Here is an 18,382-nt window from a genome sequence, read left to right on the forward strand (position 1 = left end):
ACCGTCGAGATGAGCGAATACTCCCTTTTCACCTCCGAGTCCGTCTCTGAAGGACACCCGGACAAGATCGCCGACCAGATTTCCGACGCGGTGCTGGACGCCATCATCACCCAGGACAAGTTCGCCCGCGTGGCTTGCGAAACCCTGGTCAAGACCGGCGTGGCGATCATCGCCGGCGAAGTCAGCACGTCGGCCTGGGTCGACTTGGAAGACATCGTGCGCAAGGTCATCGTCGACATCGGCTACAACAGCTCCGATGTCGGCTTCGACGGCGCCACCTGTGCGGTCATGAACATCATCGGCAAGCAGTCGGTGGACATCGCCCAGGGCGTGGACCGCAGCAGGCCGGAAGATCAGGGCGCAGGCGACCAGGGCCTGATGTTCGGCTATGCCAGCAACGAAACCGACGTGTTGATGCCCGCGCCGATCTGCTTCTCGCATCGCCTGGTCGAGCGCCAGGCCGAAGCGCGCAAGTCCGGCCTGCTGCCGTGGCTGCGCCCCGATGCCAAGTCGCAGGTCACCTGCCAGTACGAAGGCGGCAAGGTCGTGGGCATCGATGCAGTGGTGCTGTCGACCCAGCACAACCCGGACGTGTCCTACAAGGACCTGCGCGAAGGCGTGATGGAGTTGATCGTCAAGCACGTGTTGCCGGCCGAACTGCTGCACAAGGACACCCAGTTTCACATCAACCCGACCGGCAACTTCATCATCGGTGGCCCGGTGGGTGACTGTGGCCTGACCGGACGCAAGATCATCGTCGACAGCTACGGCGGCATGGCCCGCCACGGTGGCGGTGCGTTCTCCGGCAAGGATCCGTCCAAGGTCGACCGCTCTGCGGCCTACGCCGGTCGCTACGTGGCCAAGAATATCGTCGCCGCCGGCCTGGCCGAGCGCTGCGAGATCCAGGTGTCCTACGCCATCGGCGTGGCCCAGCCCACGTCGATCTCGATCAACACCTTCGGCACCGGCAAGATCAGCGACGACCAGATCGTCAAGCTGGTGCGTGCGCACTTCGACCTGCGTCCGTATGCCATCACCACCATGCTCGACCTGCTGCACCCGATGTACCAGGCCACCGCGGCCTACGGCCACTTCGGCCGGGCGCCGGTGGAAATGACCGTAGGCGACGACACCTTCACCGCGTTCACCTGGGAGCGCACCGACCGTGCCGCGGCCCTGCGCGACGCCGCCGGCCTCAAGTAAGCCAGGCGCCTGACAGCAGTACACGAAAAGCCCCGGCCGGGTGACTGGCCGGGGCTTTTTTTCGTGTCGCCGCCAACGGCGCTGGCCTTCCTGAGACGAGACAGCTTTGACCTGGCCGGCAAAAGGTCCTTCAATGGATGGATGATGTGGCGGGCCACTGGAGCATCGTGATGCCTGCTGACACGAATAGGATTCGTCCTACAGACATTTACTTCAATTCATCGTCAACTATTCAGAATCATATTCACGGAGTCACCATGAACAAGCTTTCCTCCCTGTGCGCTTTGTTGGTCACCGGTGTGCTCGTCGCCCCGGCGATGGCTGCCCCTCCTGCCCCCGCCGTGGCGGCAGTGGCCACCGGTTGCACCGCCAAGCAGCAGAACGTGCAGGCACAGATCGCCGTTGCCAAGGCCAACGGCAACCAGAATCAGGTCGATGGCCTGAACACCGCACTGCGCGAGATCCAGACCAACTGCACCGACAATTCGCTGCGCAAGGAACGGGAAGGCAAAGTGCTCGATGCCAAGCGCGAAGTCAGCAAGCGTCAAAGCGACCTGGACAAAGCCATGAAGAAGGGCGATTCGGAGAAGATCAACAAGCGCAAGGACAAACTCGCCGAGTCGCGCAAGGAATTGCAAGAAGCAATGGATGAGCTGGACAAGTAACGAGCATTGCGCGGCGAGTCATCTCGATGATCCGCCGCCTGTACGCAAAGTGCCGCTACATCGAGACGAAGAAGTAACTGACGATGATCGCGAACCCGGTGAACCATACCAACGACCGCAAGGCAGCCCAGTCGGCCAGGTAACAGATGATGTACAGCAGGCGTGTAGTGATGAACACCACTGCCAGCACGTCGAGCGTCACCTGTTGCGCATTGCCGACGATATCGGAAATGACCACTGCGGCGATGAAGCCGGGAAGAATTTCGAAACTGTTCAACTGCGCGGCGTGGGCCCGCTTGGGCAAGCCCTCCAGCGCGTCGAGGTAGGCACGCGGATCATGGTTGTGGCGCAAGCCGAAGTTGCCGCCCGTGAACTTGGCGATATAGGCGCATGCGTAGGGCAATACCAAAGCGATCAAGACACACCAGAAGGCGACGGTCATACAGAGTTCCTTGTTCGAGTCTTCCATACCGATGTGCCCATGCACGCTCGATACACACTAAGAGGACACACGCCGCGAAAGGTTCGCCCGCGCAGAGTTCCATTGCAATTATCAATTTGGCCGCCTTTGCGGCACTCCCTATAATACGCGCCGCTGTATTGCTGCATCCTTTTGCGCTCCTATTCCAATAAATCGTGTTCTCTGCAGTTCATGCGGAGGCTGGCGCATGCCTTTGTCGGGCAACTCACCCTCCTACTCGAGAACATCCGCATGCCACTTGCATTGTTTGCATTGGCCGTCGCCGCATTCGGCATCGGCACCACCGAATTCGTCATCATGGGCCTGCTCACCGATGTGGCGCAGGACCTGTTCGTCAGCATCCCGGATGCGGGCTTGCTGATCACCGGCTACGCCCTGGGCGTGGTCTTCGGCGCGCCGGTGCTGGCGGTGCTCACCGCCAACCTGCCGCGCAAGGCTACCTTGCTGGGCATGACCTTGATGTTCATCCTTGGCAACGTGCTGTGCGCGCTGGCGCCCAATTACGCCACGCTGATGGGCGCCCGAATCATCACGGCCCTGTGCCATGGAGCGTTCTTCGGAATCGGCTCGGTAGTGGCCGCAGGCCTGGTGGCGCCGAACAAGCGCGCCCAGGCCATCGCCCTGATGTTCACCGGACTGACCCTGGCCAACGTGCTGGGGGTACCGCTGGGCACGGCGTTGGGCCAGTTCGCCGGCTGGCGCTCCACGTTCTGGGCCGTCTCGGTGATCGGCATCATTGCCCTGCTGGCGCAGATCGTCTGGCTGCCCAAGGCCATTCCCATGGAACGCGGCAACCTGGCCCGCGAGTTCCGCGTGCTGCGCAAGCCCAACGTGTTGCTGCCCCTGGCCATGAGCGCGATGGCCTCCTGCAGCCTGTTCAGTGTGTTCACCTACATTGCACCGATCCTGCAGGACGTTACCGGCGTCAGCGCCCACGGCATCACCGTGATGCTGCTGCTGTTCGGCGTCGGCCTGACCATCGGCAGCATGCTCGGTGGCCGTCTGGCCGACTCGCGCCTGCTGCCCTCGCTGGTGGGCATGGCCATTGCGGTGGTGTTGATCCTGGCCCTGTTCACCCAGACCAGCGGCTCATTGATCCCGGCCGCGCTGACATTGCTGGCGTGGGGCGTGTTCGCCTTCGCGCTGTGCCCGATCCTGCAACTGCTGATCATCGACCAGGCACACGAGGCGCCGAACCTGGGCTCGACCCTCAACCAGAGCGCCTTCAACCTGGGCAACGCCGCCGGCGCCTGGGTCGGCGGCCTGGTTGTCGCCAGTGGTGCACCATTGGTGGATTTGCCATGGACCGGCGCCATAACCGGCATCGGCACCCTGATACTCGCCGTGGTGTTCATCTATTGGCAGCGCAGGCCAACCGCGGCACTCAACGCGGCGGGATGAACGGGTGTGCCGTTCGGGCGCACGGCAACATCCAACAACACTGCAGCGTTTGATAGACCTCATCTATCGAGAAATCTTCATCATTTGACCAAAGGAGCCCGGATGCTCGAGCTAGTTGCCACATTCATCTGCCTCACCACACTGCTGACCTATGTGAATTTCCGCTTCATCGGCCTGCCCCCTACCATCGGCGTGATGGTGACCGCTCTGCTGTTCTCGCTGATCCTGCAAGGCTTGAGTTTCATCGGCTACCCGGGCCTGGAAGAACGCGTCGAAGCATTGATGAACCAGATCGACTTCGGCGATCTGCTGATGAACTGGATGCTGTCCTTCCTGCTGTTCGCCGGCGCCCTGCACGTGAACCTCGCCGACTTGCGCAACTACCGCTGGCCGATCGGTCTGCTGGCCACTTTCGGCGTGCTGATCGCCACCTTCGTCATCGGCGCCCTGGCCTTCTGGATATTCGGCCTGTTCGGCTGGCACGTCAGCTTCCTGTACTGCTTGCTGTTCGGAGCCCTGATTTCACCTACCGATCCGATCGCGGTGCTGGGCGTGCTGCGCACGGCCAACGCCTCCAAGCCGTTGAAAACCACCATTGTCGGCGAATCGCTGTTCAACGATGGCACGGCGGTGGTGGTGTTCACCGTGCTGCTGGGTATCGCTCAACTGGGCGAAACACCGACGGCGGGCGCAACGGCCATGCTGTTCCTGCATGAAGCCGTGGGGGGCGCACTGTTCGGCGGCCTGATCGGCTACATCGTCTACCGCATGATCAAGAGCATCGAGCAGTACCAGGTCGAGGTCATGCTGACCCTGGCGCTGGTGATCGGTGGCTCGGCCATGGCCTACGAGCTGCATGTGTCGGCGCCGATCGCAATGGTGGTGGCCGGGCTGATCATCGGCAACCTGGGGCGCAACCTGGCAATGAACGACATGACCCGGCGCTATATGGACGGCTTCTGGGAGTTGCTCGACGACATCCTCAATGCGCTGCTGTTCGCCTTGATCGGCCTGGAGCTGTTGCTGCTGCCGTTCTCCTGGCTGCACCTGTTCGCAGCCTCCCTGCTGGCCGTGGCGATCCTGCTCTCGCGGTTGCTCACGGTGGCCCCGGCGATTCTGCTGCTGCGACGCTTTCGCAGCGTCCCGCGTGGCACCATTCGCGTGCTTACCTGGGGTGGCCTGCGCGGCGGCGTCTCGGTCGCCCTGGCCCTGGCCCTGCCGATCGGACCGGAACGCGACCTGCTGTTGAGCATCACCTACATCGTCGTGCTGTCCTCGATCCTGTTGCAGGGCCTGAGCATCGGCAAACTGGTCAAGGCCGTGACCCGCGAGCCGGATACGCAGGCCGTGCGCGAGCATTGATCGGCACCGTTCGCATACGAAAAACCCCGCTCTCGCGGGGTTTTTCATTTACACCATCACAACCGGGTCGCCATCAGAAGATGTTGATCGGGTACTCGACGAAAGCGCGTACTTCGTTGCCGTCGTCGTTATAGCCCGAAGCACGGACGTTGTCCGAGGTGCGCAACCACGAGCCGCGCAGACGCAGGGTCAGGTCCTTGGCCGGGCCGTTCTGCACCACGTACTGGACCTGGTTGAAGATCTCGCGTTCCTGGCCATCGCCCGTCGGGGTGCGGATGTTGTCGCCACGCACGTAGGCCACCTTGTAGGTCAGGCCGGGCACGCCGAACGTGCGGAAGTCGATGCCGTAGCCCAACTGCCAGGAGACTTCGTCTTCGGCGTTGAAGTCCGACCAGTACGAGTTGGCCAGGAAAATGGTCGAGCCACCGTCGCCCACGCCACCGGCGTTCTGATAGAAACCGTAGTTGTAGCCGGTATCGCCCGTGCTGCGCTGGTGTGCCAGGGTCAGCGAGTGCGGACCGAAGGCCCAGGTCGCGGCCAGACTCCAGATCTTGTTGTCCTGGCCAGTGCCCAGCGTGCTGGCGTAGTCCTTGTCCAGGTGCGAGCGGTAGCCGTTGAAATCAAACGTCAGCGACTGTTCGCTCGGCAGGGCCAGCACGTAGTTGAGGTTGACGTACTGCTTCTTCAGCCGGTCTTCGACATCCGAGGCATACAAGGCGCCGGTCAGGCTGTCGCTGAACTGATAGCTGCCGCCGTACACGTCGATCTTCTTCAGGCCACCGCTGTCGCGGGCTTCGGCGCTCTTGCGCGCTTCCTGGGTGAAGCGGCCGGCGTTGAGCACCAGGCCATCGATTTCCTTGGAGGTGATCAGGGTGCCGGTGAAGCTTTCCGGCAACAGGCGCGAATCGTCGAAATTGAGCACCGGCAGCGCCGGCATCTGGTCGCCGTACTTGATCACGGTATTGGAGATGCGCACTTTCACCGCTGCGCCGGCGCGGGCCAGATCGTGGGGCGCACTGCTCGGATCGTCCGAAGTACCGCCACGCTTGAAAAAGTCGATACCGCCGGCACCGGCGCGACCGGTGCCGCCGTCCAGGCGCAGCGCATACAGGCCGAATGCATCGACGCCGACGCCGACCGTGCCCTGGGTGAAACCGGAATTGAACTTGGCGATCACACCCTGGCCCCACTCGGCCTTGTCCTGCCCGCCATGCTTGTAGTCACGACTGATGTAGGCATTGCGCAGCAGTACGTCGAGGTGGCTGTCTTCGACGAAGCCCTTGCTATCGGCCTGTTCGCTGGCCATGGCCTGGGTCGCCGCCATCACGCCCAGCGCGAGGACAGCCAGTTTCTTGTTCAACATCTTGTTTTCCCTAATCACCAGTGAGGACGCGACACGGCCACCCGCTCGTTTCCCGCCGTCCGCATTGCCAGCGCAACGCTCTGCAACAGGCATTCGGAGGGGCGGGGCAGGGTCTATGCGGGCCAGTGCGCGGGGTCGGATCCTAGCGATGGGAGGATGCGAAAGTCAAAATTTCGTGAAACTTTATCGCTATAAGCAGGTCGCTTTGCGGCATAACGCCCACAAAAAAGCCCGACATCAGGTCGGGCTTCAAAGGCTGGTCAGCCCGCCTCAGCCGCGCACGGGCGCCGGCTGCTGCTGGGTCAGGCAATGGATGTTGCCGCCACCGAGCAGCAATTCACGGCCCGGCACCATCACCACTTCGTGCTCCGGAAACAGCTGCTGCAACAGGGCCTGCGCCTGGCTGTCGAGGGGGTCGTCAAAGCTGGGCGCGATGATGCCGCCGTTGACGATCAGGAAGTTAACGTAGGATCCGGCCAGGCGCACGGACGGGTGACGCTCCTGGCTGCCGGCAACCAGATCGACGCCATCGCACTCCTGCTGGGTGGCATACAAGGGCCCCGGGATCGGCATCTTGTGCACCACCAGCGCCCGGCCCTTGGCATCGACGCTGCTTTCCAGCACCTGCAGGGCAGCCTGGCAACGGGCATAGTTCGGATCACTGGCGTCGTCGGTCCAGGCCAGCAGCACTTCACCGGGACGCACGTAGCAGCAGAAGTTGTCGACGTGTCCGTCGGTCTCGTCGTTGAACAGGCCGTCGGGCAGCCAGATGACCTTGTCCACTGCCAGATGATCGGACAGGATTCGCTCGATCTGCTCGCGGCTCAGGTGCGGGTTGCGATTGCGGTTCAGCAGGCATTCCTCGGTGGTGATCAGCGTGCCTTCGCCGTCCACGTGAATCGAGCCGCCTTCGAGCACGAAACCTTGCGTGTGGTAACCCTGGCAGCGCTCCATGCCCAGCACCTTGCTCGCCACCTGCTCGTCGCGGTTCCAGGGCGCATAGAGGCCACCGTCAAAGCCGCCCCACGCATTGAACGCCCAGTCCACACCGCGCACCTGGCCGCTTTCGTCGATCACGAAGGTCGGCCCGGTATCACGCATCCAGGCATCGTCGCTGCTCATTTCGACCACGCGAATGTTCGGCACGTCCAGGCGCGCGCGCGCGTTGTCGTACTGCCCTGCAGACACCCCGACCGTGACCGGCTCGAAACGCGCGATGGCCTTGGCCAGGGCGACATGCGCCGCCTGCACCGGCTTGCCGCCCAGGCGCCAGTTGTCCGGGCGCTCGGGCCACAGCATCCAGGTCTGGGTATGGGGCGCCCATTCGGCCGGCATGTGGAAACCGTCGGCGCGAGGGGTACTGTCGAGCGTGGTCATGGGTCAGGGCTCCGGTGGTCCATGAAAAAGGTATGGACGCACTCTACAGGTTGTCGAGCGGATCGTGAAACGCGCCCGGGCCTGTCTTTCAGCCCTGGATTTCGTCCAGCACCTGCGCTACGCAATCGACGAAGAAATCCACGCTCTGTCGGGTGGTCACCATCGGCGGCTTGATCTTGAGGATGTTCAGGTGGTCACCGGTGGGCTGCATGAAGATGCCCAGCTCGCGCAGCCGCTCGCACAGCAGCGCCGTCTCCTGCGTCGCCGGCGCCAGGCTGTGGCGATCGCGCACCAGTTCCAGGCCCAGATAGAACCCGGACCCGTGCACGGCGCCCACCAGCGGATGCTGGTCGAGCAACCCTTGCAAGCGTGCCTTGAAATGCCCGCCAACCACCTTCGCGTTCTCCCACAGCCCCTCTTCGGCCATCACATCGAGCACCGCCAGGCCAATGCGGCAACTGACCGGGCTGCCACCGGACGATGAGAAGAAATACCCCTCGGCTTCCAGTGCCTCGGCTACCTCGCGGCGGGTAATCACCGCGCCCAGCGGGTGACCATTGCCCATGCCCTTGGCCATGGTGATGATGTCCGGCACCACGCCTTGCTGTTCGAACCCCCAGAAATACTCGCCCAGGCGCCCATAGCCAACTTGCACTTCGTCGGCGATGCACAGCCCGCCCCGCGCGCGAACGCGGTCATAGACCTGCTGCAGATAGCCCTCGGGCAAGGCTATGCCGCCGGCGTTGCCGTACACCGGCTCGCAGATGAAACCGGCCAGCTGGCGGCCCTGCTCATCCAGCTGACGCAAGGTGTCGTCGACACTGCGGACGTAGCCTGCGGCGCAGTCGGGACCACGGAAAGTGCCACGGTAGCTGTTGGCCGCCATGACCGGATGGACCCAGTCCGGTCGCGTGCTCAACGCCTGCGGGTTGTCGGCGATGGAGGTGGAAATGGCATCGGTGGCCACCGACCAGCCATGGTAGGCCTCGAGCATGCTGAGCATGTCGCGCCCGCCGCTGGCTGCCCAGGCCAGGCGGATCGCCAGATCGTTGGCCTCGGTGCCGCTGTTGACCAGAAACACCCGATCGAAACCTGGCGGCGCGAGCGCCAGCAGGCGCTCGGAAAACTCGGCGATAGCTGCATAGTGAAAGCGTGAGTTGGTATTGAGCAGTGACCATTGCCGCGCCGCCACCTGGGCCATGCGCGGGTGTCCATGGCCGAGCACCGCGACGTTGTTGAGCATGTCCAGGTACGACTGGCCGTGCATGTCGATCAGATGGTTGCGCCAGCCGCGCTCGATCTGCGGCGGCGCCTGGTAATAATGCTTCTGCGAGCGAGCGAAACTGGCGTCGCGCCGCTGCAGCAGCAGACTTGCGTCGGGCGGTAGCGGCGCGTCGCAACCCATGCCGAGCACCCTTGCCGGCGACGGGCACAGGGACTGCCAGGCCGCCGCCCGCGCCGGCGTGCAGAACAGTGGCGGGCTCACATCAGGGCTGCGGCACAACTGCACCAGCAGCGAACCGTCGACCTTGCCCAACGGTGCGCCCGCAGCCAGCACGGTCCCCGCCGGGCTTGGGCAGTCGAGCCCCCACAGGTGCAGGCTCACGGAAGGACCTTCGAGCACCACGCTGGCATCTGCCAACCGCTTCAGCGTGCCAGCCCAGGGCGCCTGCAGGTTGGTGCCCGGCGGCGCCTGAACCTGCACGTGCAGCGCGCAGGTCGCCGAGGCCGCGCAGGTATCGATGCGGGTACGCGAAAGGCGATACTCACCATACCCCGTACAGGCCCAGCCGCTGCCCGCTGCGGCATCGCTCAGCAGCCGTTCGTCGATATTCGCTTGCTCCCAATTGCCGTCCGCGAAATGCTCGCTGAGTACGCTCAAGTCCACTCGACAAACTGTCGAATGCGTCACGTGGGCGAACAAAGGCAATATGCCATCTCCGCCTGATTCAGGTATGCTCTGGCCCACACTGCTGAAAATTGCCGCTTCCATCAATTCGAATGGTTCTGCGGTAGCTATGTCGAAGATTTCCCACTCATGTTCGACATTCGCCCGGATGTAGTCGTTGTCCGGTGCCACGCTCAACTGCCGGGCGCTGCTCGACACCAGCACCGCGGCCCGCAGCACCACCAATGGCCACAACGCACGCAACTCCGCTGCATCGAGCGGATTGACCCGATGATAGGCTGCCACTGCCGGCAACACCGCGAACGGATCGCCATGGCCATGATGCAGCAGCGCAGCGCAGGTCGCCGCCAGGTCCGCCACCCGCCAGGTGTGCACCAGATCACCGAAGTCGATCAGGCCCGTGAGCTGCCAGCGCAGGTCGGCATCGCGCTGCCAGACACTGTTGTCATCGGTGATGTCCAGATGCACCGCCTGCAGCGGCAGATCGGCACTGACCGCACCCAGTCGACGCTGCGCCTGGAACGCCATTTCGACCACACGGCCGCGCTGCCCGGGATCGTCGAGCGCCGGCAACAGATGATCAAGCAACTTATGCGCATGTCGCGGGTCCCATTGCAGCGTGCGCGCAAGGCCAGGGTGTTGAAAGTCGAGCAAGGCGCGGCCTACTTCGCCGCACAACTGACCGATGCGCGCGATCGCAGCCGGCCCCAGATGCTTGAGGCGTGTCAACGGCTGACCGTCCAGATAGCTCAACACGCGCATCTGCAGGCGCTGCTGGCCCAGGTGTACGCCGAGGGTGTCGCGACCGTCGAGGGCAGCCAGTGCCTGTGGTACTGCAAGGCCGTGGCCAGCCAGATGGCGCATCGCGGCATGCTGGGCCGCGAGTGCCTGGGGGGCGTCATCGTGACAGAACTTCAGCACCCAGCGATGCTGGGCGCTTTCCACGCGAAAATTGAGGTCTTGCTGGCTGCCCAGGCTGTGCAGCTGACCTTGCAGGCCATAATGCTCGAACAACAATGCCTGCGCCTGTTCGATACTCACCACGGGGTTGGGACGACTGGCGCGATGCACGAGCGTGTCGAGCGGCATGAATGAAACCTCGATGGTCTGGTTTGCAAGTACTGTAGCGGTTCGCCGCGCAGGATTTCCACCGCCGGCAACCCTGCCGCTCGCGATTCGATCGCGCAGGCAGACTGCCGTTGAATTACGCCGCCCCAGGCCTGTGTCACTCATGAACAGGCCTGGGGTGGAACACCGTTGCACATTCGTTTGACAAACCGGGCTTGCACCGCCGCGCCCATCCACACAAGCTAGGCTGCAACGAATCATTGTCAGCTCAGGAAGAAGGCTTTCGACATGCGCATTCTCATCACCGGCGGCGCCGGTTTCATTGGCTCGGCACTGGTGCGTCACCTGATCGCCAACACCGAGCACGAAGTACTCAACCTCGACAAGCTGACCTACGCCGGCAACCTCGAATCACTGGCTGAAATCGCCAGCGACAGCCGTTACGAATTCGTCCAGGCCGACATTGCCGACCAGGCCGCGGTCAGCGCCGTGCTGGCGCGCTTCCAGCCCCACGCGATCATGCACCTGGCGGCCGAATCCCACGTCGATCGCTCCATCGACGGGCCGGGCGAGTTCATCCAGACCAACGTGGTCGGTACCTACGCCTTGCTCGAAGCCACCCGTGGCTACTGGCAGCACCTGCCGACGGCCGAACGCGAAGCCTTCCGCTTCCACCATATTTCCACCGACGAGGTCTACGGCGACCTGCACGGCGTGGACGACCTGTTCACCGAAACCACACCGTACGCGCCAAGCTCGCCGTACTCGGCCAGCAAGGCAGCCTCCGACCACCTGGTGCGTGCCTGGCAGCGTACCTATGGGCTGCCGGTGCTGATCACCAACTGCTCGAACAACTACGGCCCGTATCACTTCCCGGAAAAACTCATTCCGCTGGTGATTCTCAATGCCCTGGCCGGCAAGCCACTGCCCGTGTACGGCAATGGCATGCAAGTTCGTGACTGGCTGTACGTCGAAGACCATGCCCGCGCCCTGTTCAAGGTCGTCACCGAAGGCGTGGTCGGCGAGACCTACAACATCGGCGGCCACAACGAGCAGAAGAACATCGACGTGGTGCGCAGCATCTGCGGCCTGCTCGACGAACTGGCGCCACAGCGTCCGGACGGCGTGGCGCACTATGCCGACCTGATCACCTTCGTCAAGGACCGCCCGGGCCACGATGTGCGCTATGCCATCGACGCCAGCAAGATCGAGCGCGAACTGGGCTGGGTGCCGCAGGAAACCTTCCAGACCGGCCTGCGCAAGACCGTACAGTGGTATCTGGACAATCTTCAATGGTGCCGTCGCGTACAGGACGGCAGTTATCAAGGTGAACGCCTGGGCTTCACCGAACCTAAGGATTTGATCGCATGATGAAAGGTATCGTTCTGGCCGGGGGCTCCGGCACCCGCCTGCACCCCATTACCCTGGGTGTTTCCAAGCAACTGCTGCCCATCTACGACAAGCCGATGATCTACTACCCGATCTCGGTACTGATGCTGGCCGGCATCCGCGAGATCCTGCTGATCTCCACCCCTCAGGACCTGCCGCAATACCGCCAGTTGCTCGGCGACGGCAGCCAGTTCGGGATCAACATCCAGTTCGCCGAACAGCCAGCACCGGACGGCCTGGCCCAGGCGTTCCTGATCGGTGAGGAATTCATCGGCGAAGACCCGGTGTGCCTGATCCTGGGCGACAACATCTTCCACGGCCAGCACTTCAGCGACCAGCTCAAGCGTGCCTCGGCGCACCCGACCGGCGCCACCGTGTTCGGCTACTGGGTCAAGGATCCGGAGCGTTTCGGCGTGGTCGAGTTCGACCAGGACGGGCGTGCACTGTCCATCGAAGAGAAGCCGACCGAGCCCAAGTCCAGCTATGCGGTCACCGGCCTGTATTTCTACGACAACGACGTGGTGCGCATCGCCAAGGATGTCCAGCCTTCGCCCCGTGGCGAGCTGGAAATCACCGACGTCAACAATGCCTATCTGGAACGCGGCGACCTGCGCGTGGAACGCTTCGGCCGCGGCTTTGCCTGGCTCGACACCGGTACCCACGACAGCCTGCTCGATGCTTCGCAATACGTGCAGACCATCGAACACCGTCAGGGCCTGAAAGTGGCTTGCCTGGAAGAGATCGCCTACCAGAACCACTGGATCGACCGCGAACAGCTGCTGGTACGCGCCAAGTACTTCGGCAAGACCGGCTATGGTCAGTACCTGTACTCGCTGGCCGGAGAAACCCGATGAAAGTGATCGCTACCGACCTGCCCGATGTGTTGATCATCGAGCCGAAGGTTTTCGGTGACGAGCGCGGCTTCTTCTACGAAAGCTTCAATGCCAAGGCCTTCCAGGAAGCCACCGGCGTGACGCTGCCGTTCGTCCAGGACAACCATTCACGCTCCGCCCGCGGCGTGCTGCGCGGGCTGCACTATCAGGTGCAGCATGCCCAGGGCAAGCTGGTTCGCGTGGTCACCGGGCAAGTGCTCGACGTGGCAGTGGACATCCGCCGCAGCTCGCCGAACTTCGGTAAGTGGGTGGCGGTCGAGCTGTCCGCGCAGAACAGCCGTCAGTTGTGGATTCCGCCAGGCTTCGCCCACGGTTTCGTGGTGCAGAGCGAGTACGCCGAGTTCCTCTACAAGACCACCGATTACTACGACCCGTCGTCCGAGCGCAGCATTGCCTGGGATGACGAGCAGTTGGCAATCGACTGGCAGCTGGACGCAGCCCCGTCGCTGTCGGCCAAGGACCTGGCCGGCAAGCGCCTGGAAGAGGCCGACGTGTTCCCGTGATCGGCCTGCGGTAACGTCGCGATGCATGTCGACCGTGCTTCGCGGCGTTTACGTGGCGCATAATACGCCGGTCAATTCCGGCGTGTTGTCCTATGACCTCCAGACCTTTCATCACTCGCAGACCCCGCTGGCGCAGCCTGGCAATCCTGGCCCTGTGCCTGGCGCCACTGTTGTGGCCACTGGAGCATCTGGCCGAGCGCTATTACAAAAGCGAGCTGGTCAGCCAGAATCGGCAGACGCTGGACCTCTACGTCGCCAACCTGCTGGGCACCCTGCACCGCTACGAAACCCTGCCGCAGATCCTCGGTGACCTGCCGGCGCTGCGCGCCTTGCTGGCCGCTCCCCGCGATGCCCAGGCGATCCTCGACGCCAACCACCTGCTCAAGGACATCCGCGAACAGACCGGCGCCGAAGTCATGTACCTGCTGGACGCCGACGGCAATACCCTGGCCGCCTCCAACTGGGAACAGCGCGACAGTTTCGTCGGCCGCAATTTCGCCTTCCGCCCCTATTACAGCGATGCCGTGGCCGGGCGCCTGGGGCGCTTCTTCGGGCTCGGCACGACCTCTGCCAAGCGCGGCTACTTCTTTGCCGCCGCCGTGCATGACCAGGACAAGGTCATTGGCGTTCTGGTGGTGAAGGTCGACCTCGACCACACTGAAACCCTGTGGGGCAAGACGCCTGAACAGCTGCTGCTCACTGACCACAACGGCGTGGTCATCCTGACCTCGCGCCCTGAATGGCGCTTCCGTGCCACGCGCCCGCTCAGCGACAGCGAGCGCCAGGGCATCGTCTCGATCCTGCCCTACCCCACCCGCGATCCACAGCCGCTGAACCTGGACCCCGACGCCTGGCTCACGCAAACGCGCACCATCGCCGAAACCGGCTGGAACGTCAGCATCCTCGCCCCCAAAACCTTGCTCGATCGACCGGTGCGCACCGTCGTCGCCGTGGGCGGAGCCTTGCTCCTGGCATTGATGCTGCTGCTCGGCCTGATGATGCAGCGCCGCCGCCACTACCTCGAGCGCATCGAGTTCGAAGGGCGTACCCGGCACGAACTGGAAACCCGGGTGGTGGAACGCACCAGTGCGCTCGAAGGGCTCAACAGCAAGCTGCGCCAGGAAGTGCTCGAACGCGAGCAGGCCCAGCAGGAACTGGTGCGTGCCCAGGACGAACTGGTGCAGGCGGGCAAGCTGTCGGCGCTGGGCACCATGTCGGCCAGCATCAGCCACGAGCTCAATCAGCCCCTGGCGGCCATTCGCAGCTACGCCGAGAACACCGAAGTGCTGCTCGACCACGAGCGCATCGAGGATGCACGAGGCAACCTCAAGCTGATCAGCGAACTGACCGGGCGCATGGCCTCGATCATCGCCCACCTGCGCGCCTTCGCCCGACGCGACCGTCACGCCCTGGAAAGTGTCGCCCTGCAACCAGCCCTCGACGATGCCCTGGCCCTGCTCGCCAAACGCCGCCGCGCCATGGCCGTCGAACTCATCCGCGACCTGCCCGATGCGCCGCTCTGGGTGCAGGCCGGTGAAACCCGACTGCGCCAGGTGCTGGGCAACCTGCTGGCCAATGCCCTGGATGCCTTGACCGAAAAGGCCAACCCGCGGTGCCTGTGGCTGAGCGCCGAACAAACGGCCGACGGCGTCGAACTGCGCATCCGCGACAACGGCCCAGGCTTCACCAGCGAGGCCATGGCCCGCGCCCGCGAACCCTTTTTCACCACCAAGACACGCACGCAGGGACTTGGCCTGGGCCTGGCGATCTGCGATACGCTGATGCGCGCGCTGGGCGGCGAACTGCTGCTGTCCAATCATCCCCAAGGCGGTGCCCTGCTGATCCTGCGCTTGCGCGCCGGAGAGCCCGGGGTCAGCCTGCAAGCTCCAGAGGACCCATCGGCATGACCAGCGACAGCGCCATCGACAGCAAGATCCAGGTCGTGCTGATCGACGACGATCCCCACCTGCGCCAGGCCTTGAGCCAGACCCTGGACCTGGCCGGGCTGAAAGTGCTGGCCCTGGCCGACGCCCAGGGCTTGTCCGGGCGCATCGAGCGCGACTGGCCGGGTGTCGTGGTCAGCGACATCCGCATGCCGGGCATCGACGGCCTGCAGTTGCTCGAACAACTGCATGCGCGGGACACCGAACTGCCGGTTCTGCTGATCACCGGGCACGGCGACGTCCCATTGGCCGTGCAGGCCATGCGCGCCGGTGCCTACGATTTCCTCGAAAAACCATTCGCCAGCGATGCGCTGCTCGACAGCGTGCGTCGCGGCCTGGCCGTGCGCCGGCTGGTACTGGACAACCGCAGCCTGCGCATGGCCCTGAGCGATCGCCAGCAGCTGAGCACACGCCTGGTGGGCCAGTCGGCGCCGATGGCGCGTTTGCGCGAACAGATCGGCGCCCTGGCCGGAACCAAGGCCGACGTGCTGATTCTGGGCGAAACCGGCGCCGGCAAGGAAGTGGTGGCGCGCGCCCTGCACGACCTGTCCAGCCGCCGCGGCGGTCCCTTCGTGGCGATCAACGCCGGTGCCCTCGCCGAATCGGTGGTGGAAAGCGAGCTGTTCGGCCATGAACCCGGCGCCTTCACCGGCGCGCAGAAACGCCGCATCGGCAAGTTCGAGTTCGCCAACGGCGGCACCTTGTTTCTCGACGAAATCGAAAGCATGAGCCTGGACGTACAGGTCAAGCTGCTGCGCCTGCTGCAGGAGCGCGTGGTCGAGCGCCTGGGTGGCAACCAGCAGATCCGCCTGGACATCCGGGTGATTGCCGCCACCAAGGAAGACCTGCGTCAGGCCGCCGACCAGGGACGCTTCCGCGCCGACCTGTATTACCGCCTCAATGTTGCCTCGCTACGCATTCCGCCGTTGCGCGAGCGCGGCGAAGACGTACTGTCGTTGTTCCAGTACTACGCCGACGCTGCTGCCGAGCGCCACGGGGTACTGGCCAACGAACTGTCGGCGGCCCAGCGTGCATTGTTGTTGCGGCACAGCTGGCCGGGCAATGTGCGCGAGCTGCAGAACGCTGCCGAGCGCTTCGCCCTGGGCCTCGAACTGGCCCTGGACAACGGCGAGCCCGGCCCCGTGGACATGGCGCGGACGGTCGCCGGCGGGCTCAGCGAACAGGTCGAGCATTTCGAACGCGCCTTGATCGCGGCCGAGATGAGCCGCTCGCACACCTCCGTGCGCAGCCTGGCCGAGGCCCTGGGCATTCCACGCAAGACCTTGCACGACAAGCTGCGCAAGCATGGCCTGAGCTTTGGCGGGGGCGACGAACACGAGTGAATCCAGGGCTCTGCAGCGACTGCCTAGTGCTCGCTCGCGGCCTGCGCCAGCGTCACCAGTGACTGACGCCATGGCACATCCCTGGGCAGCGCCAGGAACGACGGGTTGAGCAACGACTGGCGGGCAGGATAGACGAACGGCTGCCCGTCGATCTGCAGCACTTCGCCGCCAGCACCTTCGAGCACACCCTGGGCGGCAGCGGTGTCCCATTGCGAGGTTGGCGCCAGGCGCGGATAGCAATCGGCGGCGCCTTCGGCCAACAGGCAGAACTTCAGCGAGCTGCCGACACTGACCAGATCCAGGGGGCCCACCACGGCGCTCAACCCGGCGAGCAGGTGCTCCTGCCCGGGGCTGGAATGGCGGCGGCTGGCAACCACCTTGAACGCGCTGCCTGGCGCAGGCGTGCGGCGCACGCTGATCGGTTGCGCCGGCTGCTCGCCCACGGCGTGCCAGGCGCCGAGCCCCGCCCCGCCATAGTAGGCGCTGCCCGTGGTTGGTACGGTGACCACACCGAACAGCACCTGACCATGCTCGATCAAGGCGATGTTGACGGTGAATTCCTCGCTGCCGTTGATGAATTCCTTGGTGCCGTCCAGTGGATCGACCAGCCACCAGCGGGTCCATCGTTCGCGCACGTCCAGCGCGATGTCCGCATCTTCTTCGGACAGGATCGGGATATCCGGTGCCAACGCCTTCAATCCATCGACGATGACGTGATGCGCGGCGAGGTCGGCTGCGGTGACCGGCGACTCGTCGGCCTTGGCCATGACCTGCACATCGGCCCGCCAGAACGGCAGGATCGCCGCTCCAGCCCGATGGGCCAGCGCCACTACTTCTGGCAACAGACGTTCGAGATCGCTCACAGGCTGAACACTCCACGCTGGATCAGCAGGTCGCGCGCCAGGTACAGGGCGGCCAGTGCGCGGCCTTCGGAGAACTGCGGATGCTGGGCCAGGCTGGCCAGCTCGCGCAGGTTCACCCGCTCGACCCGCATCGGCTCCGGCTCGTCGCCCTCGAGCTGCTCCTCGTACAGCCCTTGGGCCAGAACCACCTGGATTTTCTGGCTCATGTAGCCGGGCGACAACGACAGCTCGGTCAGGTGCTCGAGCTGCCGGGCGCCAAATCCGGCTTCTTCCTTGAGCTCACGATCGGCTGCAGCCAGCACGTCTTCGCCCGGCTCGATCAAACCCTTGGGCAGCGACAGCTCATAGGCGTCGGTGCCCCCGCAATACTCTTCGACCAGCAGCGCATGCTCGGCATCGGCCATCGCCACGATCATCACCGCGCCATAGCCATTGCCGCGCCCCACCAGACGTTCGTAGGTACGCTCGACACCATTGGAGAAGCGCAATTGCACTTCTTCGACACGGAACAGGCGACTACTGGCGACGATTTCGCGGGCAAGGACTTCGGGTTTCTGGCGCATCGGGCAGCTCCTGGACGTGAACGGGTTACTATACCGTGGCTTGGCCTGCGGCAGGC

Annotated in this window: 15 protein-coding genes; 9 read left to right on the forward strand and 6 right to left on the reverse strand. The window is 64.0% G+C overall.

Annotation, left to right across the window (positions count from 1 at the left end; all coding sequences use genetic code 11):
• Window positions 1-9 precede the first annotated feature (9 nt).
• Window positions 10-1,203 (forward strand): methionine adenosyltransferase, encoded by a 1,194-nt coding sequence (gene metK / locus IFT75_RS12290; protein WP_122479820.1) that lies wholly within the window; start codon window positions 10-12, stop codon window positions 1,201-1,203.
• A 257-nt stretch (window positions 1,204-1,460) separates the two neighbouring features.
• Window positions 1,461-1,868: a DUF1090 domain-containing protein gene (locus IFT75_RS12295; protein ID WP_122479821.1), complete on the forward strand. Its 408-nt coding sequence runs from the start codon at window positions 1,461-1,463 to the stop codon at window positions 1,866-1,868.
• Window positions 1,869-1,923: 55 nt separating this feature from the next.
• Here the strand turns inward: IFT75_RS12295 and IFT75_RS12300 are convergent, their stop codons facing one another.
• A complete protein-coding gene (locus tag IFT75_RS12300; protein WP_185794742.1) occupies window positions 1,924-2,310 on the reverse strand; it encodes an MAPEG family protein in 387 nt (128 codons plus the stop codon).
• Window positions 2,311-2,580: 270 nt separating this feature from the next.
• On the opposite strand from IFT75_RS12300, the gene IFT75_RS12305 reads away from it, so the two are divergent.
• Window positions 2,581-3,750, forward strand: a complete 1,170-nt coding sequence (locus tag IFT75_RS12305; protein WP_192055011.1) for an MFS transporter — start codon at window positions 2,581-2,583, stop codon at window positions 3,748-3,750.
• 102 nt (window positions 3,751-3,852) lie between these two features.
• Window positions 3,853-5,112, forward strand: coding sequence for a cation:proton antiporter (locus IFT75_RS12310; RefSeq protein WP_122479824.1), 1,260 nt, complete (start codon window positions 3,853-3,855; stop codon window positions 5,110-5,112).
• 73 nt (window positions 5,113-5,185) lie between these two features.
• Here the strand turns inward: IFT75_RS12310 and IFT75_RS12315 are convergent, their stop codons facing one another.
• The 3 genes from IFT75_RS12315 to IFT75_RS12325 all read right to left on the reverse strand — a co-directional run bounded on the left by IFT75_RS12315 (window position 5,186) and on the right by IFT75_RS12325 (window position 10,850).
• A complete protein-coding gene (locus tag IFT75_RS12315) occupies window positions 5,186-6,475 on the reverse strand; it encodes an OprD family porin (RefSeq protein ID WP_192055013.1) in 1,290 nt (429 codons plus the stop codon).
• Window positions 6,476-6,745: 270 nt separating this feature from the next.
• Window positions 6,746-7,852 (reverse strand): agmatine deiminase, encoded by a 1,107-nt coding sequence (aguA, locus tag IFT75_RS12320; RefSeq protein WP_192055015.1) that lies wholly within the window; start codon window positions 7,850-7,852, stop codon window positions 6,746-6,748.
• An 88-nt stretch (window positions 7,853-7,940) separates the two neighbouring features.
• Window positions 7,941-10,850: an aminotransferase gene (locus IFT75_RS12325; RefSeq protein WP_192055016.1), complete on the reverse strand. Its 2,910-nt coding sequence runs from the start codon at window positions 10,848-10,850 to the stop codon at window positions 7,941-7,943.
• A 267-nt stretch (window positions 10,851-11,117) separates the two neighbouring features.
• Between IFT75_RS12325 and rfbB the strand changes: the two genes are divergently transcribed.
• From rfbB to IFT75_RS12350, 5 genes are all read left to right on the forward strand, one after another.
• Window positions 11,118-12,200 (forward strand): dTDP-glucose 4,6-dehydratase, encoded by a 1,083-nt coding sequence (gene rfbB / locus IFT75_RS12330; RefSeq protein WP_192055018.1) that lies wholly within the window; start codon window positions 11,118-11,120, stop codon window positions 12,198-12,200.
• Complete coding sequence (gene rfbA / locus IFT75_RS12335; RefSeq protein ID WP_122479829.1) at window positions 12,197-13,072, forward strand: glucose-1-phosphate thymidylyltransferase RfbA; 876 nt, start codon at window positions 12,197-12,199, stop codon at window positions 13,070-13,072. Before rfbB ends, rfbA begins: the two co-directional genes overlap by 4 nt.
• Window positions 13,069-13,614, forward strand: coding sequence for a dTDP-4-dehydrorhamnose 3,5-epimerase (gene rfbC / locus IFT75_RS12340; RefSeq protein WP_122479830.1), 546 nt, complete (start codon window positions 13,069-13,071; stop codon window positions 13,612-13,614). Before rfbA ends, rfbC begins: the two co-directional genes overlap by 4 nt.
• Before the next feature lie 92 nt (window positions 13,615-13,706).
• The gene (locus tag IFT75_RS12345) at window positions 13,707-15,521 is read left to right on the forward strand and encodes a sensor histidine kinase (protein ID WP_192055020.1); all 1,815 of its coding nucleotides are present in this window, start codon (window positions 13,707-13,709) and stop codon (window positions 15,519-15,521) included.
• Entirely contained in the window at window positions 15,518-16,900 is a 1,383-nt protein-coding gene (locus tag IFT75_RS12350; RefSeq protein ID WP_192055022.1) for a sigma-54-dependent transcriptional regulator, read from the forward strand. Before IFT75_RS12345 ends, IFT75_RS12350 begins: the two co-directional genes overlap by 4 nt.
• Window positions 16,901-16,923: 23 nt before the next feature.
• Here IFT75_RS12350 and cysQ read toward each other — a convergent pair whose 3' ends face one another.
• Both cysQ and nudE read right to left on the reverse strand, forming a co-directional pair.
• A complete protein-coding gene (gene cysQ / locus IFT75_RS12355) occupies window positions 16,924-17,763 on the reverse strand; it encodes a 3'(2'),5'-bisphosphate nucleotidase CysQ (protein ID WP_192055023.1) in 840 nt (279 codons plus the stop codon).
• Entirely contained in the window at window positions 17,760-18,326 is a 567-nt protein-coding gene (gene nudE, locus IFT75_RS12360; protein WP_122479834.1) for an ADP compounds hydrolase NudE, read from the reverse strand. Before nudE ends, cysQ begins: the two co-directional genes overlap by 4 nt.
• Window positions 18,327-18,382 lie beyond the last annotated feature (56 nt).

It is taken from the genome of Pseudomonas sp. CFBP 8758 (assembly GCF_014841725.1).
GTDB lineage: Bacteria > Pseudomonadota > Gammaproteobacteria > Pseudomonadales > Pseudomonadaceae > Aquipseudomonas > Aquipseudomonas baltica.